This is a genomic window from Aeromicrobium sp. SP1, from assembly GCF_055663785.1.
In genome coordinates this window covers 2,880,637-2,901,326 of record NZ_JBQVVK010000001.1, presented here as the reverse complement: position 1 = coordinate 2,901,326, position 20,690 = coordinate 2,880,637, and the positions used below count along the sequence as shown (strand labels likewise).

At 70.0% G+C, this 20,690-nt stretch carries 22 protein-coding genes and 1 riboswitch; of the genes, 15 read left to right on the top strand and 7 right to left on the bottom strand.

Annotation, left to right across the window (positions count from 1 at the left end; translation table 11 throughout):
• Window positions 1-2: 2 nt before the first annotated feature.
• On the bottom strand, window positions 3-935 hold the full coding sequence (locus ACT26F_RS14155) for a hypothetical protein (RefSeq protein ID WP_471671189.1): 933 nt from the start codon (window positions 933-935) through the stop codon (window positions 3-5).
• 99 nt (window positions 936-1,034) lie between these two features.
• On the opposite strand from ACT26F_RS14155, the gene ACT26F_RS14150 reads away from it, so the two are divergent.
• Window positions 1,035-1,574, top strand: coding sequence for a PadR family transcriptional regulator (locus ACT26F_RS14150; RefSeq protein WP_471671188.1), 540 nt, complete (start codon window positions 1,035-1,037; stop codon window positions 1,572-1,574).
• Here ACT26F_RS14150 and ACT26F_RS14145 read toward each other — a convergent pair.
• The gene (locus tag ACT26F_RS14145) at window positions 1,543-1,770 is read right to left on the bottom strand and encodes an SCO4848 family membrane protein (protein ID WP_471671187.1); all 228 of its coding nucleotides are present in this window, start codon (window positions 1,768-1,770) and stop codon (window positions 1,543-1,545) included. The two genes, ACT26F_RS14150 and ACT26F_RS14145, sit on opposite strands and share 32 nt — an antisense overlap.
• A 48-nt stretch (window positions 1,771-1,818) precedes the next feature.
• Between ACT26F_RS14145 and ACT26F_RS14140 the strand changes: the two genes are divergently transcribed.
• The 4 genes from ACT26F_RS14140 (at window position 1,819) to ACT26F_RS14125 (ending at window position 5,659) form a co-directional block, all read left to right on the top strand.
• Window positions 1,819-2,232 carry a nuclear transport factor 2 family protein gene (locus ACT26F_RS14140; RefSeq protein ID WP_471671186.1) on the top strand — a complete coding sequence of 138 codons (414 nt, stop codon included), beginning with the start codon at window positions 1,819-1,821 and terminating at the stop codon, window positions 2,230-2,232.
• A complete protein-coding gene (locus ACT26F_RS14135; RefSeq protein ID WP_471671185.1) occupies window positions 2,229-4,256 on the top strand; it encodes an oxidoreductase in 2,028 nt (675 codons plus the stop codon). The genes ACT26F_RS14140 and ACT26F_RS14135 overlap by 4 nt, the downstream gene beginning before the upstream one ends.
• 94 nt (window positions 4,257-4,350) lie before the next feature.
• Window positions 4,351-4,875, top strand: coding sequence for a DUF1697 domain-containing protein (locus ACT26F_RS14130; protein WP_471671184.1), 525 nt, complete (start codon window positions 4,351-4,353; stop codon window positions 4,873-4,875).
• Complete coding sequence (locus ACT26F_RS14125) at window positions 4,868-5,659, top strand: Sir2 family NAD-dependent protein deacetylase (protein ID WP_471671183.1); 792 nt, start codon at window positions 4,868-4,870, stop codon at window positions 5,657-5,659. The genes ACT26F_RS14130 and ACT26F_RS14125 overlap by 8 nt, the downstream gene beginning before the upstream one ends.
• On the opposite strand, the gene serA is transcribed toward ACT26F_RS14125, so the two are convergent.
• The gene (serA, locus tag ACT26F_RS14120) at window positions 5,652-6,914 is read right to left on the bottom strand and encodes a phosphoglycerate dehydrogenase (protein ID WP_471671182.1); all 1,263 of its coding nucleotides are present in this window, start codon (window positions 6,912-6,914) and stop codon (window positions 5,652-5,654) included. The two genes, ACT26F_RS14125 and serA, sit on opposite strands and share 8 nt — an antisense overlap.
• A gap of 50 nt (window positions 6,915-6,964) precedes the next feature.
• Window positions 6,965-7,052: riboswitch (ZMP/ZTP riboswitch) on the bottom strand.
• A gap of 26 nt (window positions 7,053-7,078) precedes the next feature.
• Between serA and ACT26F_RS14115 the strand changes: the two genes are divergently transcribed.
• Entirely contained in the window at window positions 7,079-8,488 is a 1,410-nt protein-coding gene (locus ACT26F_RS14115) for an NAD(P)/FAD-dependent oxidoreductase (RefSeq protein WP_471671181.1), read from the top strand.
• 16 nt (window positions 8,489-8,504) lie between these two features.
• Here ACT26F_RS14115 and ACT26F_RS14110 read toward each other — a convergent pair whose 3' ends face one another.
• On the bottom strand, window positions 8,505-9,866 hold the full coding sequence (locus ACT26F_RS14110) for an NAD(P)/FAD-dependent oxidoreductase (protein ID WP_471671180.1): 1,362 nt from the start codon (window positions 9,864-9,866) through the stop codon (window positions 8,505-8,507).
• Window positions 9,867-9,873: 7 nt separating this feature from the next.
• Window positions 9,874-10,317: an Lrp/AsnC family transcriptional regulator gene (locus ACT26F_RS14105; protein WP_471671179.1), complete on the bottom strand. Its 444-nt coding sequence runs from the start codon at window positions 10,315-10,317 to the stop codon at window positions 9,874-9,876.
• Window positions 10,318-10,432: 115 nt separating this feature from the next.
• Here ACT26F_RS14105 and ACT26F_RS14100 point away from each other — a divergent pair, with 115 nt between their 5' ends.
• The 5 genes from ACT26F_RS14100 (at window position 10,433) to ACT26F_RS14080 (ending at window position 15,482) form a co-directional block, all read left to right on the top strand.
• Complete coding sequence (locus ACT26F_RS14100) at window positions 10,433-11,584, top strand: polyamine ABC transporter substrate-binding protein (RefSeq protein WP_471671178.1); 1,152 nt, start codon at window positions 10,433-10,435, stop codon at window positions 11,582-11,584.
• Window positions 11,585-11,612: 28 nt separating this feature from the next.
• Entirely contained in the window at window positions 11,613-12,701 is a 1,089-nt protein-coding gene (locus ACT26F_RS14095) for an ABC transporter ATP-binding protein (RefSeq protein WP_471671177.1), read from the top strand.
• Window positions 12,698-13,621: an ABC transporter permease gene (locus ACT26F_RS14090; protein WP_471671176.1), complete on the top strand. Its 924-nt coding sequence runs from the start codon at window positions 12,698-12,700 to the stop codon at window positions 13,619-13,621. Before ACT26F_RS14095 ends, ACT26F_RS14090 begins: the two co-directional genes overlap by 4 nt.
• Window positions 13,618-14,439 (top strand): ABC transporter permease, encoded by an 822-nt coding sequence (locus tag ACT26F_RS14085; protein ID WP_471671175.1) that lies wholly within the window; start codon window positions 13,618-13,620, stop codon window positions 14,437-14,439. The genes ACT26F_RS14090 and ACT26F_RS14085 overlap by 4 nt, the downstream gene beginning before the upstream one ends.
• A 185-nt stretch (window positions 14,440-14,624) precedes the next feature.
• The gene (locus ACT26F_RS14080) at window positions 14,625-15,482 is read left to right on the top strand and encodes a hypothetical protein (protein ID WP_471671174.1); all 858 of its coding nucleotides are present in this window, start codon (window positions 14,625-14,627) and stop codon (window positions 15,480-15,482) included.
• 103 nt (window positions 15,483-15,585) lie between these two features.
• Here the strand turns inward: ACT26F_RS14080 and ACT26F_RS14075 are convergent, their stop codons facing one another.
• Both ACT26F_RS14075 and ACT26F_RS14070 read right to left on the bottom strand, forming a co-directional pair.
• Window positions 15,586-16,950: an aspartate aminotransferase family protein gene (locus ACT26F_RS14075; RefSeq protein ID WP_471671173.1), complete on the bottom strand. Its 1,365-nt coding sequence runs from the start codon at window positions 16,948-16,950 to the stop codon at window positions 15,586-15,588.
• 70 nt (window positions 16,951-17,020) lie between these two features.
• A complete protein-coding gene (locus tag ACT26F_RS14070) occupies window positions 17,021-17,440 on the bottom strand; it encodes a PaaI family thioesterase (protein ID WP_471671172.1) in 420 nt (139 codons plus the stop codon).
• A 77-nt stretch (window positions 17,441-17,517) separates the two neighbouring features.
• On the opposite strand from ACT26F_RS14070, the gene ACT26F_RS14065 reads away from it, so the two are divergent.
• The 4 genes from ACT26F_RS14065 to ACT26F_RS14050 all read left to right on the top strand — a co-directional run bounded on the left by ACT26F_RS14065 (window position 17,518) and on the right by ACT26F_RS14050 (window position 20,685).
• On the top strand, window positions 17,518-17,811 hold the full coding sequence (locus tag ACT26F_RS14065) for a metal-sensitive transcriptional regulator (protein WP_471671171.1): 294 nt from the start codon (window positions 17,518-17,520) through the stop codon (window positions 17,809-17,811).
• A 2-nt stretch (window positions 17,812-17,813) separates the two neighbouring features.
• The gene (locus ACT26F_RS14060; protein ID WP_471671170.1) at window positions 17,814-18,041 is read left to right on the top strand and encodes a heavy-metal-associated domain-containing protein; all 228 of its coding nucleotides are present in this window, start codon (window positions 17,814-17,816) and stop codon (window positions 18,039-18,041) included.
• Complete coding sequence (locus ACT26F_RS14055; RefSeq protein ID WP_471671169.1) at window positions 18,038-20,182, top strand: heavy metal translocating P-type ATPase; 2,145 nt, start codon at window positions 18,038-18,040, stop codon at window positions 20,180-20,182. The genes ACT26F_RS14060 and ACT26F_RS14055 overlap by 4 nt, the downstream gene beginning before the upstream one ends.
• Window positions 20,183-20,268: 86 nt before the next feature.
• Window positions 20,269-20,685 carry a hypothetical protein gene (locus ACT26F_RS14050; RefSeq protein WP_471671168.1) on the top strand — a complete coding sequence of 139 codons (417 nt, stop codon included), beginning with the start codon at window positions 20,269-20,271 and terminating at the stop codon, window positions 20,683-20,685.
• Window positions 20,686-20,690: the final 5 nt, after the last annotated feature.

Below are 20,690 nucleotides of genomic sequence, written 5' to 3'. Positions count from 1 at the left end.
GTTCATGCGTCCAGCATGCGGGTCAGGTGGTGGGTGACGGCGTCTCCCCAGTCGTCGATCTCAGCCGATGTCGCGTTCGCGAGCGCGCCGTGCCACGTGATCGCACGGTTGACGGCGTGCGTGAACGCACTGGCCCGCCACAGCTCGTCGAACTCGTCGGACTCCAGCTCCCACACGTCGGTCCAGGCGCCGACGATCGCGGGCCAGTCGAGCGCCCCGTCGTTGCTGACGATCCCGTACGGAACGGAGAGGATCTCGACCGCGTGCGCCCACGAACCGTCGCCGAGATCGAAGAACTCGACCGCGCCGGCGTCGCCGAACAGGTTCTGCGGATGCAGGTCGCCGTGCTGCCACGTCGCCGGCACGCGCGATCCGGCGAGCACGGCACATGCGTCGACGAGGTCGGGGCGCCGGGCACGCAGGCGGCGAGCGAGGTCGGGTTCCTGCAGGTCGAGGATCCGGTCGAAGCGGGCGACGACCTGGTCGGGAGCGGCGGCAGGTAGGCCGGTCGCGAGCAGCTCCTCGCCGTGTCCGGCGAGCTCCCGCTGCACCGTCGCGGCCCCCGCGAGCGCTGCCCTCCAGTCCTCGACCGTGGGTGTCCGCACCTCGCCGAGGCTCGGCCCGTGGTCGGCCGTGAGCATCCAGCCGCGGGCGTCGTCGATCGCCACCGGATCCTGTGCCGCTCCCGGCGCCAACCTCGCGATCAGCCGCTGCAACGCCGGTTCGAACGCCATCGCCGGGCAGCAGGCCTTGAGCCAGAAGCGCCCCTGGTCCGTCGGGACGGTCACATGCGTCGACCACGGCCGGATGCGCGGCTGCTCGACGTCGCCCGTGATCGCGATCCCGACCTCCGCGAGTGCCGCGCGGGCCCACGCGGTGGCCTCCGCACGCCACGCCTCGGTCGCCACGAGGACCGAGAACGGCGTGCCTGCCATGGCCAAACCCTAGGGCTCCCGGGCGCAGGCGGCGCTGCGTCGCAGCGCGGGTTATGAAATGAGTTGCATATGACCGGGATGTGCCCCTACTCTCGGCGCATGGCGCTCGAGCACGCGATCCTCGTCTCCCTGGCGGAGCGTTCCGCCAGCGGATACGACCTCGCCCGGCGGTTCGACGCCTCGATCGCGTTCTTCTGGCCGGCCAGCCACCAGCAGATCTACAAGGTGCTCGGCCGCATGCAGGGTGCCGGCTGGGTCGAGTCCACGACTCACGTGCAGCAGGGCAGGCCCGACAAGAAGACGTACGCGATCACCGAGGCCGGACTCGCCGAGCTCGACCGCTGGTCCGCCGAGCCCAGCAGCCGCGAGGCGGTGCGCAGCGAGTTCGCCGTGAGACTGCGGGGATTCCGTGACCCGGCCGCCCTGACCGAGGACGCGCGGGCCCGCAAGGCCGACCACGAGCAGCGGCTCGCCGAGTACCTCGCGAGCGAGGCCCGCTTCTATCCCGAGCCCACGTCGCTGACGGGTGCCGACCTCGGCGCGTGGCTGGCGCTACGCGGCGGCATCCTGACCGAACGTCAGGGCATCGAGTGGTGCGAGGAGATCCTCACTGCCCTCGAAGGGCGCGAACGCCGATGACCAGCACGATGATGCCGAACGTCATGGCCGTCGCGATCAGCACGAGGTGCACCCAGAAGAAGGCCTGGGGGTCGTGCCACTTCGAGCCGCCCCACGCCCGCTCGTCATCGACGATCGCCGCGAAGAAGCGCGGCCAGATGACGATGTTGAACACCCCGGCCGCGATGAGCAGCCATGCCGCGAACTTCCCGATCACCCGCCCATCCTCCCCCGATCCCATGACTCTCCCGAAGGGACCCCCACGATGAAGGCCTTCCGCGAACTCGTCGAGAGCAGCATCGAGTCCGGCACGCTCGCCGGCGTCGAGAAGCTGCTTGCGGACGACGTCGTCTTCCGCAGCCCGGTCGCGTTCAAGCCGTACCCCGGCAAGGCGATCACGCAGGCGATCCTGAACGGCGTCTCGCGCGTCTTCGAGGACTTCCGCTACGTCAGCACGATCGAGCAGGACGACCGCAGCGCGCTCGTGTTCGAGGCCAGGATCGGCGACGTGTCGGTCAACGGCTGCGACTTCATCACGACCAACGACGAGGGCCTGATCAGCGAGTTCACGGTCATGGTGCGGCCGATGTCGGGCGCGACGGCGCTCATGGACGCGATGGCCGCGCAGTTCCCGCAGATCGAGGCCGACGCGATCGCGTTCATGGAGGCACAGCGGTGACCGCGGCCGAGTACCCCCACCTGCTCAGCCCGCTCGACCTCGGCTTCACGACCCTGCGCAACCGCGTCGTGATGGGCTCGATGCACACGGGCCTCGAGGACCACGCGAAGGACCTGCCGAAGCTGGCCGCCTACTTCGCCGAGCGCGCCAAGGGCGGCGTCGCGCTGTCGATCACGGGCGGTTTCGCGCCGAGCTGGCGCGGCTGGCTGCTGCCGATGGGCTCGGAGATGTCGCGCAAGCGCCACGCCGACCGGCACCGCCTCGTCACCGACGCGGTGCACGAGCACGACGGCAAGATCGCGCTGCAGGTGCTGCACGCCGGCCGCTACGGCTACTCGCCGTTCAAGAAGGGCGTGTCGTCGGTCAAGAGCCCCATCACGCCGTTCAAGGTCTCGCCCATGTCGACGCGGGAGGTCGACCGCACGGCCACCGACTTCGCGAAGTCGGCCGCCCTCGCGCGCCGCGCCGGCTACGACGGCGTCGAGATCATGGGCTCCGAGGGCTACCTCATCAACCAGTTCCTCACGGCGCGCACGAACGACCGCACCGACGCGTGGGGCGGCAGCGTCGAGAAGCGCATGCGGTTCCCCATCGAGATCGTCCGGCGCACCCGTGACCTCGTGGGCGAGGACTTCATCGTCCAGTACCGGATCAGCCTGCTCGACCTCGTCGACGACGCCCAGAGCTGGGACGAGACCGTCGCGCTCGCGCAGGCGCTCGAGGCCGAGGGCGTCACGATCTTCAACACCGGGATCGGCTGGCACGAGGCCCGCATCCCCACGATCGTCACGAGCGTGCCGCGCGGTGCGTTCGCGTGGGTCACCGGCAAGCTCCGGGCCGAGGTCTCGGTCCCGGTCGTCGCGTCGAACCGCATCAACACACCGGAGCTGGCCGAGGAGATCCTCGCCCGCGGCGACGCCGACCTGATCTCGATGGCCCGTCCGCTGCTCGCCGATCCCGACTTCGTCGCGAAGGCCGAGTCCGGACGCTCCGACGAGATCATCACGTGCATCGCGTGCAACCAGGCCTGCCTCGACCACACGTTCCGCAACCAGCGGGCGTCCTGCATGCTCAATCCGCGCGCGGGTCACGAGACCGAGCTCGTGCTGCTGCCGACCCGGAAGGCGAAGCGCATCGCCGTCGTCGGCGCGGGTCCGGCCGGGCTCGCCGCGGCGGTCGAGCTGGCCGGTCGCGGCCACGAGGTCGAGCTCTTCGAGGCGCTCGGGGAGATCGGCGGCCAGTTCCGGCTCGCGATGCAGATCCCCGGCAAGGAGGACTTCGCCGACACGGTCCGCTACTACGCGACGCTGATCGAGCGGCGCGGCGTGGTGCTGCACCTCAACCGGTGGGCGTCGGTGGAGGACCTGACCGCGTTCGACGAGGTCGTCCTCGCGACGGGTGTCACCCCGCGGGTCCCGGCGATCCCGGGCGTGGACCACCCGAAGGTCGTCACCTACCAGCAGCTGATCCGCGAGCAGGCGCCTGCCGGCGAGCGCGTGGCCGTCCTCGGTGCGGGTGGCATCGGCTACGACGTCGCCGAGTACCTGCTGCACGACCCGGACGAGCCGCTCGAGCACTGGATGCAGCGCTGGGGCGTCACCGATCCCGCGCTGGAGCGCGGCGGGCTCGCCACGAAGGTCGAGACCGTCCCGAAGCGCGCCGTGACGCTGCTGCAGCGCAAGACCTCGACGTTCGGCAAGGACCTCGGCAAGACGACCGGCTGGGTCCACCGCACGACGCTCAAGGACTCGGGCGTCGAGTTCGTCGGTGGGGTCCGCTACGACCGCATCGACGACGCCGGCCTGCACGTCACGATCGGCGGCGACGGCGACGCTCCGGAGTCGCGTGTCATCGAGGCCGACACGATCGTCCTGTGCACGGGCCAGGAGTCGGTGCGCGACCTCATCGAGCCGCTCGAGGCCGCCGGCGTGGGCGTCCACGTCATCGGCGGCGCCGACGTCGCCGCGGAGCTCGACGCCAAGCGGGCGATCAAGCAGGCGACCGAGCTGGCCGCTCGCCTCTGACGGTTTACCACGGTCCCTCGGTTTCCTTGTCCTACCTCGGCAAATTCACCGAGGGCGGATCCAAGGATCCGAGGGACCGTGGTAAACCGGCACCATGACCAAGCGAGTCGTGCTGCTGCGGGCGGTGAACGTGGGCGGCGCGAAACTGCCGATGGCGCAGTTGCGGGAGGTCGCGGAGGAGCTGGGGGCGACGGACGTGTCGACGTACATCGCCTCGGGCAACCTGATCGTGGACGTGGACGACCCCGAGACCTTCGACCGGGCGCTCGAGAAGGCCGTCGAGAAGCGGTTCGGGTTCTTCCGCGAGGCGATCAGCCGCACTCCTGAGGAGCTGCGGGCCGCGCTCGACGCGCACCCGTTCGAGGTCACCGATCCGCGCTTCTCGTACGTCAGCTTCCTCGCCGCCGAGCCGACCTCGGAGGCGGTCGCGAAGGCTCGGACCTTCGAGACCGGCGAGGACCGGTGGGAGGTCCTCGGCCGCGAGCTGCACATCCGGTACGAGGACGGCGCCGGGCGTTCCCAGATGAAGGACGCCTCGATCGGTCGTGCCCTCGCCGTCCCCGCGACCGCCCGCAACCTCAACACCGTGAAGAAGCTGATCGAGATCGTCGATGACTGACTGGTTCGAGCGGCGTTGGCTCGTGCTGACCGGGGCGGGAGTCAGCACCGACTCCGGCATCCCCGACTACCGCGGACCCGACTCCGTCGCCCGGACGCCGATGACCTACCAGGACTTCATCGCGAGCGAGGCGAACCGCCGGCGCTACTGGGCCCGCGCCCACGTGGGCTGGACCCGCATGGGATCGGCCGAACCGAACTTCACCCACCGCTTCCTCGCCGAGCGGCAGGGCGGGCTCGTCGGCCTCATCACCCAGAACGTCGACGGCCTGCACGAGAAGGCCGGCTCCCTCGACGTCGTCGACCTGCACGGCCGCATCGACAAGGTCGTCTGCCTCGACTGCGGCGACGGCTCCGCGCGCGACGAGCTGCAGGCGCGGCTCGACGCACTCAACCCCGGCTGGGCCGACCAGGAGGTGACGTTCGCCCCCGACGGGGACGTCGACCTCGAGGACACCGAGGCCTTCGTCCTCGCCGACTGCACGCAGTGCGGAGGCCGGCTCAAGCCCGACGTCGTCTTCTTCGGCGAGTCCGTCCCGAAGCCGAAGGTCGCGCACTGCTTCGACCTCGTCGACCGGGCCGGCCGCGAGGACGCCGCGCTCGTCGTGCTCGGCTCGTCGTTGCAGGTGATGAGCGGACTGCGGTTCGTCAAGCGCGCCGCGAAGGACGGCATCGAGGTCGTGATCGTCAATCGCGGCCCGACCCGGGGCGACGAGCTCGCCTCCGTCCGGATCGACGCAGGCGTCGCCGAGACGCTGCGGGACCTGAGCCCGCAGGTCAGCTGAGCTGGCGCAGGCGCACCGTCTCGGGCAGCGCGGCGAGCTCCTTCAGCACGTCCCCGCCGACCTCGGCCGACACGTCGGTGACGACGTAGCCGAGCTCGCCCTTCGTGGCGAGCTGCTGGCCCTCGATGTTGACGCCGTGGTCGCCCAGAATCGTGTTGATCGTGGCCAGCACACCGGGCGCGTTCTCGTGCACGTGCGCGAGGCGGTGCCGGGCGGGATCGCTGGGCAGGTTCAACTCGGGGAAGGTGACCGACAGGTTCGTCGTGCCCGCCTTGGCGTACGCCCGCAGCTTCGAGGCCACGAAGCGACCGATGTCCTGCTGGGCCTCCTCGGTCGAGCCGCCCACGTGCGGGGTCAGGATGACGTTGGCCAGGCCGCGCAGGTCGGACTCGAACGGGTCGCCCTGCGCCTTCGGCTCGACGGGGAACACGTCGAGCGCAGCGCCCGCGATGTGCCCGGACTCGAGGTGCTTGCGCAGCGCGGCGGTGTCGACGGCGATGCCGCGCGAGAGGTTGAGGAACAGCGACCGCGGCTTCATCATCGACATCTGCTCGTCGCCGAACAGGCCCGCGTTGCCCGGGCGGCCGTCGACGTGCAGTGAGACGACGTCGGCGGTGGCCAGCAGCTCGTCGAGGGTCGCGCACTTCTTGGCGTTGCCGAGCGCGAGCTTGTCGTCGATGTCGTAGAACACGACCGACAGGCCCAGTGCCTCGGCGATCACCGAGAGCTGGCTGCCGATGTTGCCGTAGCCGACGATGCCGAGCGTGCGTCCGCGCACCTCGTGGCTGCCGGCGGCCGACTTGTTCCAGACGCCGCTGTGCATCGCGGTGGACTTCTCGTGCAGGCGGCGCGCCAGCGAGATGATCTCGGCGATCGCGAGCTCGACCACGCTGCGGGTGTTGGAGTACGGCGCGTTGAACACCGCGACGCCGTGCCGCTTCGTGGCGGTGAGGTCGATCTGGTTCGTGCCGATGCAGAAGGCGCCGATCGCGAGCAGGTCCGGCGCGTGCTCGAGGACGCGCTCGGTGATGTACGTCGTGGAGCGGATGCCGAGCAGGTGGACGCCCTGGATCGCCTCGATCAGGTCGTCCTCGCCCAACGCGGCGGTGCGCGTCTCGACCTGGTAGCCCTTGTGGCGCAGGAAATCGGCGCCGTCGGCGTGGATGTTCTCCAGGAGCAGGACCTTGACGTCCTTGTCCTCGATCGCGGCGATCGGCTCGTGGGCAGCATCGCCCAACTCGAAATGTGCAGGCATGGTCATCATCGTCATCGTTGGGGGTCCTCCGGTCAGCGGGTCTCGGGCTGACGCGGGGCCCAGGCGAACGGTCCCGAAGTCGTGCTGCCCGAATGCTCCCTGGTGGTAACCACCTCAACGCCAGTCGCGTTCGGACTGTTCCATCGTACCGGGAGTCGGGGAGGATGGAGAGCGTGTCCGGATCGCGATCGACCGTCTTCGAACGACAGGCCCCCGACGCCGGCGCCGTGTCCGCGGCGCTGGCCGACACCCGTTTCGGCACCTTCTGGCTCGAGGACGCGCCCGGCGACCGGTATGACGAGCTCGTCGGCGACACCACGGCCGACCTCGCGATCGTCGGCGGCGGCTACCTCGGGCTGTGGACGGCGGTGCACGCGAAGCGCCGCGACCCCGGCCAGCGGGTCGTGCTGCTGGAGCAGCGGACGGTCGGCTGGGCCGCGTCGGGTCGCAACGGTGGCTTCTGCGAGGCGTCGCTGACCCACGGCGAGCCGAACGGCGAGGCGCGCTGGCCCGACGAGATGCCGACGCTGCAACGGCTCGGCGCCGAGAACCTGGACGCCTTCGAGGCCGATGTCGCGGAGCTGGGGCTGGACTGCGAGTTCGAGCGCACGGGACAGCTGGCGGTCGCGGTCGAGCCGCACGAGGTCGCGTGGATCGCGGGCGAGGAGGGCTTCCTCGACGCCGAGGCCGTGCGGGCGCAGATCGACAGCCCGACGTTCCTCGCCGGCCAGTGGAGCCGCGACGACTGCGCGCTCGTGCACCCGGCGAAGCTGGCCGCGGCCCTCGCGAAGGCGGCGACCGAGCTCGGCGTCGAGGTCTTCGAGCACACCCCGGTCACGTCGCTCGACGACGGTCGGTACGTCACGCTGACCACCCCGCGCGGCCGGGTGCGCGCCGAGCGGGTCGCCCTGGCGACGAACGTGTTCCCGCCGCTGCTCAAGCGCTACGCGCCGCTCATGGTCCCGGTCTACGACTACGCGCTGATGACCGAGCCGCTGACCGAGGCCCAGTGGGACGCGATCGGGTGGCGGAACCGGCAGGGGGTCGGCGACCTCGCGAACCACTTCCACTACTACCGGCCGACCGCCGACGGCCGGATCCTGTTCGGCGGCTACGACGCGATCCGGACCCGTCGCGTCGACCCCGCCCACGAGGACCGGCCCGAGACGTTCCGCACGCTCGCGTCGCACTTCCTCACGACGTTCCCGCAGCTGACCGGCGTGCGGTTCAGCCACCGGTGGGCGGGCGCGATCGACACGTCCACACGGTTCTGCGCGTTCCACGGACTGGCCTGGCAGGACCGCGTCGCGTACGCGTCGGGGTTCACCGGCCTGGGCGTCGGCGCCACCCGGTTCGCGGCCGAGGTCATGCTCGACCGGCTGGACGGGATCTCGAACGAGCGGACGCAGCTGGAGATGGTGCGCAGGAAGCCGCTGCCGTTCCCGCCCGAGCCGTTCAAGACGGTCGGCATCGAGGCGACCCGGTGGTCCCTCGCGCGCGCCGACCACCGCGAGGGGCGTCGCAACCTCTTCCTGCGGACGCTCGACCGGGCCGGGCTCGGCTTCGACTCGTGAGGCGCAGAGTCGCCGGTCAGTGCCCCCGGCCGGCCACGCGGTCGGCGAGGGAGGCCAGCCGGGAGTGCTTGCCGCGGGCCTCGGTACGGTCGGCGGCCCGGTAGGCGACGTAGAGCGACTGGACGCCGATCCAGCGCAGCGGTTCGGGTTCCCAGCGCCGGACCCGGTGGTCGACCCACGGCAGCGTCACGAGGTCGGTGTCGCGGTCGAGGACGAGGTCGGCCAAGGTGCGTCCGGCGAGGTTCGTCGCGGCCACCCCGGTGCCGACGTAGCCGCCCGCCCAGCCGATTCCCGAGGCACGGTCGAAGCCGACCGTCGCACGCCAGTCGCGGGGCACCCCGAGCACCCCGGACCACGCGTCGTCGATCCGCACGCCCGCCGCGGACGGGAAGAAGTCGTGCAGGATCCGGGTCAGCTCGGCCACGGTCTCCGGCGGGGTCGCGCCGTCCTGGTCGGTGCGCGACGCGTACCGGTACGGCTTGCCGCGACCGCCGAGTGCGATCCGGCCGTCGGCCGTGCGCTGGGCGTACATGTAGGCGTGCGCCGCGTCGCCGACCACCTCCGCACCGGTCCAGCCGATCTCGTCCCACACGGACTGAGGCAGCGGCTCGGTCACGATGAGCGACGAGTTCATCGGCAGCCACGTCCGGCGCTCGCCGGCGAGCCGCGCGGTGAAGCCCTCGGTCGCCCGGACGACGGCGCGCGATGCCGTCACCTCGAGCTCGCCGACGCGCACGCGCCGTGGTGCGATCGCGTCGACCCGCGTGCCCTCGAGGATCCGGACTCCCCGCCGCTCGACGGCCTCGGCCAGCCCCGTGACGAGCTTCGCGGGCTGGATCCGGGCGGCGCGCGGGTTCCACGTGGCCGCGAGCGCCCCGGCGATCCGGAGTCGCTCGGCCAGGGCCTCAGCCTCGAGCCACTCGACGTCGTGGCCCGGCCACGACGCGGCCTCGGCGAACGAGGCCCTCAACCGCTCGAGCTGGGCCGGGTTGCGGGCCACCTCCAGCTCACCGCCACGGACGACGTCGGCGTCGATCCCCTCGCGCTCGGTCACGCCGACGACCTCGTCCACCGTCGCGTCGAGGGCGGCCTGGAAGCGTTGCGTCTCGTCGCGTCCGTGGGTGTGCACGTAGGCCGAGCGACCCGCCGTCATCGAGTTGACGAGCCAGCCGCCGTTGCGGCCCGAGGCGCCGTACCCGACGCCGTGCTGGTCCAGCACGAGCACATCGAGCTCGGGCGCGATCTCGGTCAGGTACCAGGCCGTCCACAGGCCCGTGAATCCCGCGCCGACGATCACGACGTCGGCCCGGGTCGACGCGTCGAGGCGAGGCCGGGCGCGATCCGCGCCGACCTCACGCCACCAGTAGCCGGGTCCCATCAGGGCCTCAGCGGACGCCCCACGCGTAGGTCTGCTTCATCAGCTTGAGGTACACCGACGTGTCGACGGCGACGACACCGTCGAGCGCACGCACGCGGCCGATGACGTCGAGCAGGTCGTCGTCGCTCACGGCCACGACCTCGCACAGGACGTCGAACCGGCCGCTGCCGATGATGACGTAGTTGATCTCGTCGATCGCGCTGATCGCCTTGGCGATCTCGCGGGCGTCGCGGTCGACCCGCACCCCGAGCATCGCCTCCCGGGCGAAGCCGAGCTTCAGCGGGTCGGTGACCGCGACGATCTGCATGACGCCGGCGTCCATGAGCCTCAGCACGCGCTGTCGGACCGCCGCCTCGGAGAGGCCCACGTCCTGCGCGAGCGTCGCGTAGGACATCCGACCGTCCTCCTGCAGCAACTCGATGATGCGCTTGGAGATCTCGTCCAACTGCATGGTGCCCCCGTCCCTCTTCGAAGCCGGTTCAATGTCGAAACACGCTTGTCACGAATTTTTCTTCTGTTTCGCACGTCTTGGTGCAAGGATTCCATACACCCCAGGAGGTGAGGAAGTGGCACAACTCAACCGGCGGACCGCCCTGAAGGGCATTGGCGGCCTGGCGTTCCTCGGGGTGAGCGGCTGGGCCATCCCCCAGTTCGGCACCCCCGACCGCAAGCAGGACCCGACGACGTGCTTCGCGAAGGACGTCTCGGACACCGACAAACGGCTCGTGATCTCGAACTGGCCCGAGTACATCGACACCGACGAGCCGACGACGATCCAGCTGTTCGAGGAGCAGACGGGCATCGCCGTCAGCTACACGGCCGACGTCAACGACAACAACGAGTTCTTCGCCAAGGTCGTCAACCAGCTCGGCAGCTGCCAGACGACGAAGCGCGACATGTTCATGCTGACCGACTGGATGGCGGCCCGCATGATCTCGATGGGCTGGATCCAGAAGTTCCAGCCCGGCACGGTCGACAACCTGCACGCCAACCTCATCTCGTCGCTGCAGGGCGTGGACTGGGACCCGAACCGCGAGTACTCGGCCCCGTGGCAGTCGGGCTTCACGGGCATCGCCTACCGCGCCGACCTCGTCCCCGAGGTGCGCACGATCGACGACCTGCTGACCCGCAGCGACCTCAAGGGGCGCATCACGGTGCTCACCGAGATGCGCGACACGATGGGACTGATGCTGCTGTCGGACGGCAAGGACCCGTCCAAGTTCACGAGCGACGACTGGGACGGGGCGCTCGAGAAGCTGCGCAAGGCCCGGACGGCCGGCCAGATCCGTGCCTTCACCGGCAACGAGTACGTGCAGGACCTGTCGGCCGGCAACATCGCCGCCTGCATCGCGTGGTCCGGTGACGTGATCGCCGCCGGCGACGAGAACATCAAGTTCGTCACCCCCGAGGAGGGGCTGATGATCTGGGCCGACAACATGCTGATCCCGAACCTGGCGACGCACCAGATCAACGCCCAGAAGTGGATCGACTACTACTACGAGCCCGAGACCGCCGCCCGGCTGTCGGCCTACGTCAACTACATCTGTCCGGTCAAGGGTGGACGCGAGGCGATGGAGAAGATCGACCCCGAACTGGTCGACAGCCCACTGATCTTCCCCGACGATCAGACGCTCGCGCAGACCCACGCGTTCCAGGCGCTGACCGAAGCAGAGATCCGCACCTACGAAAGGGAGTTCGCCGATGTCTCCGGAGGCTGACAAGTCACGAGGTCTGACGCTGCGGCAGGTGACGAAGGAGTTCACCACGTTCACCGCGGTCAAGAGCCTCGACCTCGACGTGCCGCCGGGCGAGTTCTTCGCCCTGCTGGGCCCGTCGGGCTGCGGCAAGACCACGACCCTGCGGATGGTCGCCGGCCTGGACCTGCCCACGAGCGGGCAGATCCTTCTCGGCGACACCGACGTCACGTTCGAGAAGCCGTACAAACGCCCGGTCAACACGGTGTTCCAGAGCTACGCCCTGTTCCCGCACATGACGATCGCCGAGAACGTCGCGTTCGGGCTCAAGCGCCGCGGCGTGAAGAACACCGACGCGCAGGTGAACGACATGCTCGAGCTCGTCGAGCTGACCGCGCAGGCGTCGAAGAAGCCGGCGCAGCTCTCCGGCGGCCAGCAGCAGCGTGTCGCGCTGGCCCGGGCGCTCATCAACCGGCCGGAGCTGCTGCTGCTGGACGAGCCGCTCGGCGCCCTCGACCTCAAGCTGCGCCGGTCGATGCAGTCCGAACTCAAGCGGATCCAGTCCGAGGTCGGCCTCACCTTCATCCACGTCACGCACGACCAGGAGGAGGCCATGAGCATGGCCGACACCATCGCGGTCATGAACGCCGGCGTGATCGAGCAGATGGGTGCCCCGGTCGAGCTGTACGACAACCCCCGGACGACGTTCGTGGCGAACTTCCTCGGCCGGTCGAGCCTCATGGCGGCGACGGTCGTCGGCACGGAGGGCGACTTCGTGAAGGCCGACATGTACGGCACGGTCGTCTCGGTGCCGAGGGCGCGGGCCCACTCCGACTCCGGCAAGGTCTGGGTCGGCATCCGGCCCGAGAAGGTCCTGATCGCGCCGGTCGGCTCGCCGCTCGACGCTCCCGGCAACCACTTCTCCGGCGGCGTCGTCACCGACGTGAACTACGTCGGCGTCAGCACCGAGTACCTCGTGCGGATGCCGTGGGGCCAGGAGATCGGCGCGTTCGCACAGAACACCGGACGCCAGGACCTGCTGCGCGTCGGCTCCGAGGTCGACGTCACGTGGCGGCCCGAGTTCGCGTTCCTGCTCGACGCCGACGAGGACCCCGACGCAGGCAAGGACCGCGCGGCATGAGCACCGCCGGCCCGTCGGCCATGGGCCTGGGAATCCCGGAGGAGCAACCCGACAGCCCACCGCCGGTGATCAAGGAGCGGCGGAACGTCACCGCCTACTGGCTGCTGCTACCCGGTGCGGTCTGGCTGGGACTGTTCTTCCTCGTCCCGTTCTACTCGCTGATCGCGGCCAGCCTGTTCGACCCGAGCGGCTCGGTCCTGGAGGGTTACGAGGTCACGTGGCACTGGCAGAACTACGTCGACGCGATCCGTGACTACGCGGGGCCGCTGTGGCGATCCCTCTGGTACGCCTTCGTCACGACGGCACTGTGCCTCGTGCTGGGCTACGTGCTCGCCTACGCGATCGCGTTCAAGGCGGGGCGCTGGAAGAACCTGCTGCTCGTCGCGGTGATCGCGCCGTTCTTCACGAGCTTCCTGATCCGCACGCTGTCGTGGAAGCTGATCCTGGCCGACGACGGCTGGATCGTGAACGCGTTGCAGTGGGTCCACCTGCTGGGTGAGGACGGGCGCCTGCTGGCGACCCCGGTCGCGGTGATCGCGGGTCTGACCTACAACTTCCTGCCGTTCATGGTGCTGCCGCTGTACGCGAGCCTCGAGAAGATCGACGGCCGCCTGCACGAGGCCGCGACCGACCTCTACGCGACGCCGTTCACGACGTTCTTCAAGGTGACGGTGCCGCTGTCCATGCCGGGCATCGTGGCCGGCACGATGCTCACGTTCATCCCGGCGGCGGGCGACTACATCAACGCCGAGCTGCTCGGCAGCCCGAACCAACGGATGGTCGGCAACGTCATCCAGAACCTGTTCACGACGATCGGCGACTACGCCGCGGCCGGCGCGCTGTCGGTGATCCTCATGGCGATCATCGTGGCGATGGTGCTGGTCTACGTGCGCCGGTCCGGAGCGGAGGATCTCGTATGAGCCCCTTGCAGAAGCTGGGCCGGTGGATCGGCGAGCACCTCGTGATGGCGCTCGGTCTGCTCGTGCTGATCTACATGTTCGTGCCGATCGCGGTCGTCGTGCTGATGAGCTTCAACGACAACAGCGAGTCGCGGAACGTCTACGCGTTCCAGTCGTTCACGCTCAAGAACTGGTTGCACCCGTGTGCGCCCGACGGCATGTGCGCCGCGGTCGGCGAGAGCATCCAGATCGCCCTGCTGGCCACGATCGTCGCGACGATCATCGGCACGATGGCGGCGTTCGCGATCGTGCGGCACTCGTTCGCGGGTCGCGGCGTCGCGAACATCATCATCTTCCTGCCGATGGCCGCGCCCGAGATCGTCATGGGCTCGTCGCTGCTGTCGTTGTTCGTGGCGGTCGGCCTCGGCGGCAGGCTGGGCTTCTGGACGATCCTCGTCGCCCACGTGATGTTCTGTCTGTCGTTCGTGATCGTCACGGTGAAAGCCCGACTCGGCGGGCTCGACGGCAATCTCGAACAGGCGGCGATGGACCTGTACGCCAACGAACGGCAGACGTTCTGGCGCGTGACGTTCCCGCTCGTCTTCCCGGGCATCCTGGGCGCCGCACTGCTGAGCTTCTCGCTGTCGTTCGACGACTTCATCATCACGAACCTCAACGCGGGCCAGACCGTCACGTTCCCGATGTTCGTCTGGGGCGCCTCGCAGCGCGGCGTGCCGATGCAGGTCAACGTCGTCGGCACCGTGATGTTCGTGCTGGCCCTCTCGATCGTCCTCAGCGGCGAGTTCCTCGGCCGCCGCCGGTCGCGGCGGGCCGCCTGACGGGGGACGGATCTTTATGCCTTCGGGCTTCGGCTGGGGGACGGATCTTTAGGCATTCGGGTGGCTATGGCCACCGCAATGCCTAAAGATCCGTTCGTCCCCAGGCACCCGGGCGCCCGCGAGCCCATCCACAGCCGTCGCCGCGGCCCTCGCGCGGGAGTCGCCGCGACCGCGACCGTCGGACCATGGAGGACGTACTCACGACGGCCCGGGCGGTCGCGACCTTCGGGCGGGCGACGATGCGGGCCCGCCTGGACCGAGGCGAGTGGCAACGGCCGACGCGCGGTGTGATCGTCACGCACAACGGGCCGTTGACGCCGGACCAGCTCGAGCGCATCGCCCTCGCGGCCAGTCCGAGCGGGGCGGCGCTCGCGGGCCTCACCGCCGCGAGGCGTTGGGGACTCAAGGGCTTCGAGCCCGAGCGGATCGCGATCGTGCTGCCACCCGGTGCCCGCCGGCCTCCCGGGGACCTCATCGTCCACTGGAGCACCGAGCTGACCCCGGACGACGTTCCGCCGCATCGGACTCCGCGCCGAACCAGCCTCGAACGCAGCCTCGTCGATGCGGCGAGCTGGGCCACCTCCCAGCGGTGGGTCCGCAGCCTCGTGCTCGCGTCGTTCCAGCAGCGTCTGACCAACGTGCGCCGCATGCGCGATGCGCTCAGCCGTCGTGGCCCCTGCCGGCACCGTGCGCTGATCACGGAGTCGATCCTCGACGCCGCCGGCGGAATTCAATCGTTGCCGGAACGGGACTTCGAGGACCTGCGCGTGCTCGCCGGCCTGCCCGCGCCGACCAGGCAGGAGCGCGTCAAGGGCAAGGACGGCCGGTACTACCTCGACGTGTGGTGGGAGCTATTCAACCTCGCGGTCGAGATCCACGGGATCCCGCATCTGGCCGTCGAGCAGTGGAGCAGCGACCTGCACCGGACGAACGAACTGGTCATCGACGGCCGTCGGGTCCTCGTCTTCTCGTCGTTCGCGATCCGCCACGAGTCCGCGACCGTCGTCGACCAACTGCGGCGCGCCACCCTGCTCGCCGCCTGACGGGGGACGGATCTTGATGCGTTGCGGTGGCCATAGCCACCCGAATGCCTCAGGATCCGTCACCCGAAGGCATCAAGATCCGTTTCCCCGGAGGGGCGCGGGGTCAGAGGACTTTCATGGCCTCGGTGAGGGAGGCGCGGATGATCTGCTCCATCTGGTCGAACTCGGCCTGGCCGCACGTGAGCGGGGGCGAGAGCTGGATGACCGGGTCGCCGCGGTCGTCGGCGCGGCAGTACAGGCCGTTCTCGAACAGCAGGGGCGTGAGGGTCTGGCGCAGCAGGCGCTCGGACTCGTCGTCGTCGAACGACTCCTTTGTCGCCTTGTCCTTGACCAGCTCGATCCCGTAGAAGAAGCCGGCGCCGCGGACGTCGCCGACGATCGGCAGGTCGAGCAGCTTGTCGAGCGTCGCGCGGAACGCGCCCTCGTTGGCGCGGACGTGCTCGAGGATCTGCTCCTGCTCGAAGATCTCGAGGTTCTTCAGCGCGGCGGCAGCCGCGACGGGATGGCCCGCGAACGTGTAGCCGTGGGCGAAGCTGGCGCCCGGCTGGAGGAACGGCTCCATCACGCGGTCCGAGGCGATCATCGCGCCGAGCGGGGCGTAGCCGGAGGTGATGCCCTTCGCGCACGTGATGATGTCGGGCTGGTAGCCGAACTTCGTGGCGCCGAACATCTCGCCGAGCCGGCCGAAGGCGCAGATGACCTCGTCGGAGACGAACAGGACGTCGTGCCGGTCGCAGATCTCGCGCACACGGGCGAAGTAGCCCGGGGGCGGCGGGAAGCAGCCGCCGGCGTTCTGCACCGGCTCGAGGAAGACCGCGGCGACGGTGTCGGGGCCCTCCGCGATGATCGCCTCCTCGATCTGGTCGGCGGCCCAGCGGCCGAAGGCCTCCGGGTCGTCACCGTGCTCCGGAGCGCGGTAGATGTTGGTGTTCGCGACGTGCCTCGTGCCCTCGACGAGCGGCTCGAACGGCTCCTTCAGACCGGGCAGGCCCGTGATCGAGAGCGCTCCGTGGGTCGTGCCGTGATACGCGATCTGGCGGCTGATGACCTTCGTCTTCGCGGGCTTGCCGACCAGCTTGAAGTACTGCTTGGCCGCCTTCCACGCGGACTCGACCGCCTCGCCTCCGCCGGTTGTGAAGAAGACCCGGTTCAGGTCACCGGGCGCGTGCTGCGCGATCTTCTCGGCCAGCTCGATCGCCCGCGGGTGCGCGAACGTCCACAGCGGGAAGAACTCGAGCTCCTGCGCCTGCCGCGACATCGCCTCGGCGATCTCGGCCCGGCCGTGCCCGACCTGCACCACGAACAGGCCCGCGAGGCCGTCGAGATAGCGCCTGCCGTGGATGTCCTCGATGTGGACACCATCACCCCGGACGATGATCGGGATGTCGTCGGACGTTCCGTGCTGCGAGAAGTGCAGCCACAGGTGGTCACGCGCGGACTGCTGGAGTCTGTCGGCCTGGTCGCTCATGGCCCAAGTATCCGTCGCCGGTCACCGGATCGACAACTGAATCATTTGCCCGCGTGACCGGCCGCCGCGATCACTGCCCGAGGAACTGCGCGAGCGCCTCCGGCGGGACCTCCTGCTCGAGGTTCGCGAGCCGGACCTGACCCTGGGCGATGAGCCGGTCGTCCTGGTTGACGGAGTCGAGGTGCCAGAGCTGCTGCGTCCGGCCGCGGTGGATCGGGGTCGCGGTGCACGTGATGGTGTCGCCGACCTTCGCCTGCCGCAGGAAGTCGGTCGAGTTGTTCGTGCCCACGACGACACCCTTCGTGCCGAGCCACACCTGACCGGCCGTGCTGGCGGTCGACTCGTGGACGGCGCAGTAGATGCCGCCGTGCGGGATCCCGAAGGGCTGCAGGTGGTGGTCGGTGATCGTGAACCGCACGACGACCTTGTCGGGACCGACCTCGACGTGCTCGACCCCGAGCACGCCGTCGAGTCCGGGAATCTGAGTCATGGCTCGGACTCTATCCACCGCCTCACGGCCGCCCCCGACCGGTTGATCTGGATACCCCGTGGGGGTATGGTCGAAGCATGAGCCACGCACACCCCGGCTACGAGGCCGACAAGACGGCGGTCCTCAAGCGCCTGGCCCGCATCGAGGGACAGGTCCGCGGAATCACGCGCATGGTCGAGTCGGACACGTACTGCATCGACGTGCTGACCCAGATCAGCGCCACGACGAAGGCCCTCGAGTCCGTCGCGCTGAAGCTGCTCGACGAGCACCTCGCGCACTGCGTGGCCGACGCCGCCGCGAAGGGCGGGCCCGAGGCCGAACTGAAGATCAAGGAAGCATCGGACGCGATCGCGCGTCTGGTCAGGAGCTGAGCATGACCACGTCCACGTACACCGTCACCGGCATGACCTGCGGCCACTGCGTCGCGGCCGTCACCGAGGAGATCTCGGCGCTCGCGGGCGTCGAGCAGGTCGACGTCGACCTGGCCTCGGGCGCCGTCACCGTCACGAGCGACGCACCCCTCGAGGCGGCCGCGGTCGCCGCCGCGGTCGACGAGGCCGGCTACGCCCTCGCCGGACCGCGCGACCTGCCCCTCGCATGAGCACCCGCACGGAGACCGGCACCACGTACCGACTCGAGATCGGCGGCATGTCCTGCACCTCGTGCGCGGCACGCATCGAGAAGAAGCTGAACCGACTCGACGGCGTCGAGGCGACCGTCAACTACGCGACGGAGAAGGCCACCGTGCACGCGCACGGCGAGGTCGACCCGCAGACCCTCGTCCAGACGGTCGAGCAGACGGGCTACACGGCCCACCTGCACGATCCGGCGAGCCACGGGTCGCACGCTGCCCACGGCGGGCTGCACTCGGCCGAGTCGATGCGCCGGCGCCTGATCGTGGCCGCGATCCTGACGGTCCCGGTCATGGCGATCTCGATGGTGCCGGCGCTGCACTTCGCGGGATGGCCGTGGGTCGCGCTCACGCTCACGACGCCCGTCGTGCTGTGGTGCGCGTACCCGTTCCACTGGTCGGCCTGGCTCAACCTGAGGCACCGCGCGGCCACGATGGACACGCTCGTCAGCATGGGCGTCGGCGCGGCCTACGTGTGGTCGCTCGTGCAGCTGTGGCTCGGCCTGACCGGCGGCCACGGCGTCGACCACATGCACTACTACTTCGAGACGGCGGCGGCGGTCACGACCTTCATCCTCGCCGGGCACTACCTCGAGGCGAACGCGAAGCGCCGGTCGAGCGCCGCGCTGCGCACGCTGATGGATCTCGGCGCCAAGCAGGTGACCGTCGTGCGCGACGGCCGCGAGGCCCTCGTGGGGATCGAGGACCTGCACGCCGGGGACCTGTTTGTCGTCCGGCCGGGCGAGAAGCTGGCCACCGACGGCGAGGTCGTCGAGGGCTCCTCGGCCGTCGACGAGTCGATGCTGACCGGCGAGTCGGTGCCGGTCGACGTCCGGGTGGGCGACACCGTCACGGGCGCGACCGTGAACCAGTCCGGCCGGCTCGTCGTGCGGGCCACGGCCGTCGGCCAGGACACGCAACTGGCGCAGATGGCGCGGCTCGTCGAGGAGGCCCAGGAGGGCAAGGCGCAGGCGCAACGCCTGGCCGACCGGATCTCGGCGTGGTTCGTCCCCGCCGTCATCGTGATCGCGGCGCTGACCCTGCTCGTCTGGCTGCTCGTCGCTCCCGGCGTCGACGCCTTCGAGGCCGCCGTCGCCGTGCTGATCATCGCGTGCCCGTGCGCGCTCGGACTCGCGACGCCGACGGCCCTCATGGTCGGCACGGGCCGCGGCGCCCAGCTGGGCATCCTCATCAAGGGTCCCCAGGTCCTCGAGTCCACCCGGGCCGTCGACACGATCGTGCTCGACAAGACCGGGACCATCACGACCGGGACGATGAGCGTCACGCACGTCGATCCCGCGCCCGGTGTCGACGAGGCGGAGCTGGTGCGGCTCGCCGCGTCGGTCGAGGCCGCGAGCGAGCACCCCGTCGCCCGCGCGATCGCCACGCTCGCCGAGACCACCACGGTGACCGGCTTCGCGAACCACGCGGGCCAGGGCGTCGAAGGCGTCGTCGACGGGGTCCGCGTGCGGGCGGGCCGTCCCGCGTGGATCGGCGTGGACGACCTCACCGACCGGATCGGCACGGTCATCGCCGTGGCGGCCGGAGAGCGGGTGCTGGGCACGATCACCGTCGCCGACACGGTCAAGCCCAGTTCGCGGCAGGCCGTCACCGCACTGCGCGACCTCGGCCTCGAGCCGATCCTGCTGACGGGCGACAACCGTCGCGTCGCCGAGGCGGTCGCCGCCGAGGTCGGCATCGAGACGGTCCATGCCGACGTCACGCCCCAGGACAAGCTCGACGTCGTGCGCGAGTTGCGCGAGCAGGGCCGGGTCGTGGCGATGGTCGGCGACGGCGTCAACGACGCGGCCGCCCTCGCCGGCTCCGATCTGGGCATCGCGATGGGCACGGGCACCGACGTGGCGATCGCCGCGAGCGACCTGACCCTCGTGCACGGCGACCTCGCCACGGCGGTCACGGCCGTCCGGCTCTCGCGGGCGACGCTGCGCACGATCAAGGGCAACCTGTTCTGGGCGTTCGCCTACAACGTGGCGGCGATCCCGCTGGCCGCGGCCGGCGCGCTCAGCCCGATGATCGCGGGCCTGGCGATGGCAGCGAGCTCGGTGTTCGTCGTCACCAACTCGCTGCGGCTGCGCCGGTTCGGCCGCTGACCCACCCCACCGGTGGGCGGCGTGGGAGGATGCTCGGGCATCCGGCGCCCGCATCGGGGTGGGCGCCGACGACCCGAGGGACACCCATGAACTTCCGCAAGCCCGCTGCCGGCATCGCCGCGATCGCGCTCTGCCTCGGCCTGACCGGCTGCGGCAACGACAGCCAGTCCGTCGCCGAGGGGTGCAAGACCGCCACGAAGGAGGTCTCGTCGGCCATGGGCGACCTCGGCTCGATCGACGCCTCCGACACCGAGGCGGCCGCCGCCCGGATCACGACGATGACCGAGACGCTCGAGTCCGCGGGCGACAAGGTCGAGAACACCGAGGTCAAGGAGGCGCTCGCCGACATGACGACGGAGTTCGAGAAGCTCGGTCAGGCGTTCACCGACCTCAAGGCCGCCGGCAGCGACTCGGCGAAGCTCAAGGAGGTCTCCTCGGACCTGACGGCGATCTCGACCGCCGTGCAGGAGAAGGGCGAGCGGCTCGACGAGCTCTGCAAGTGAGTCAC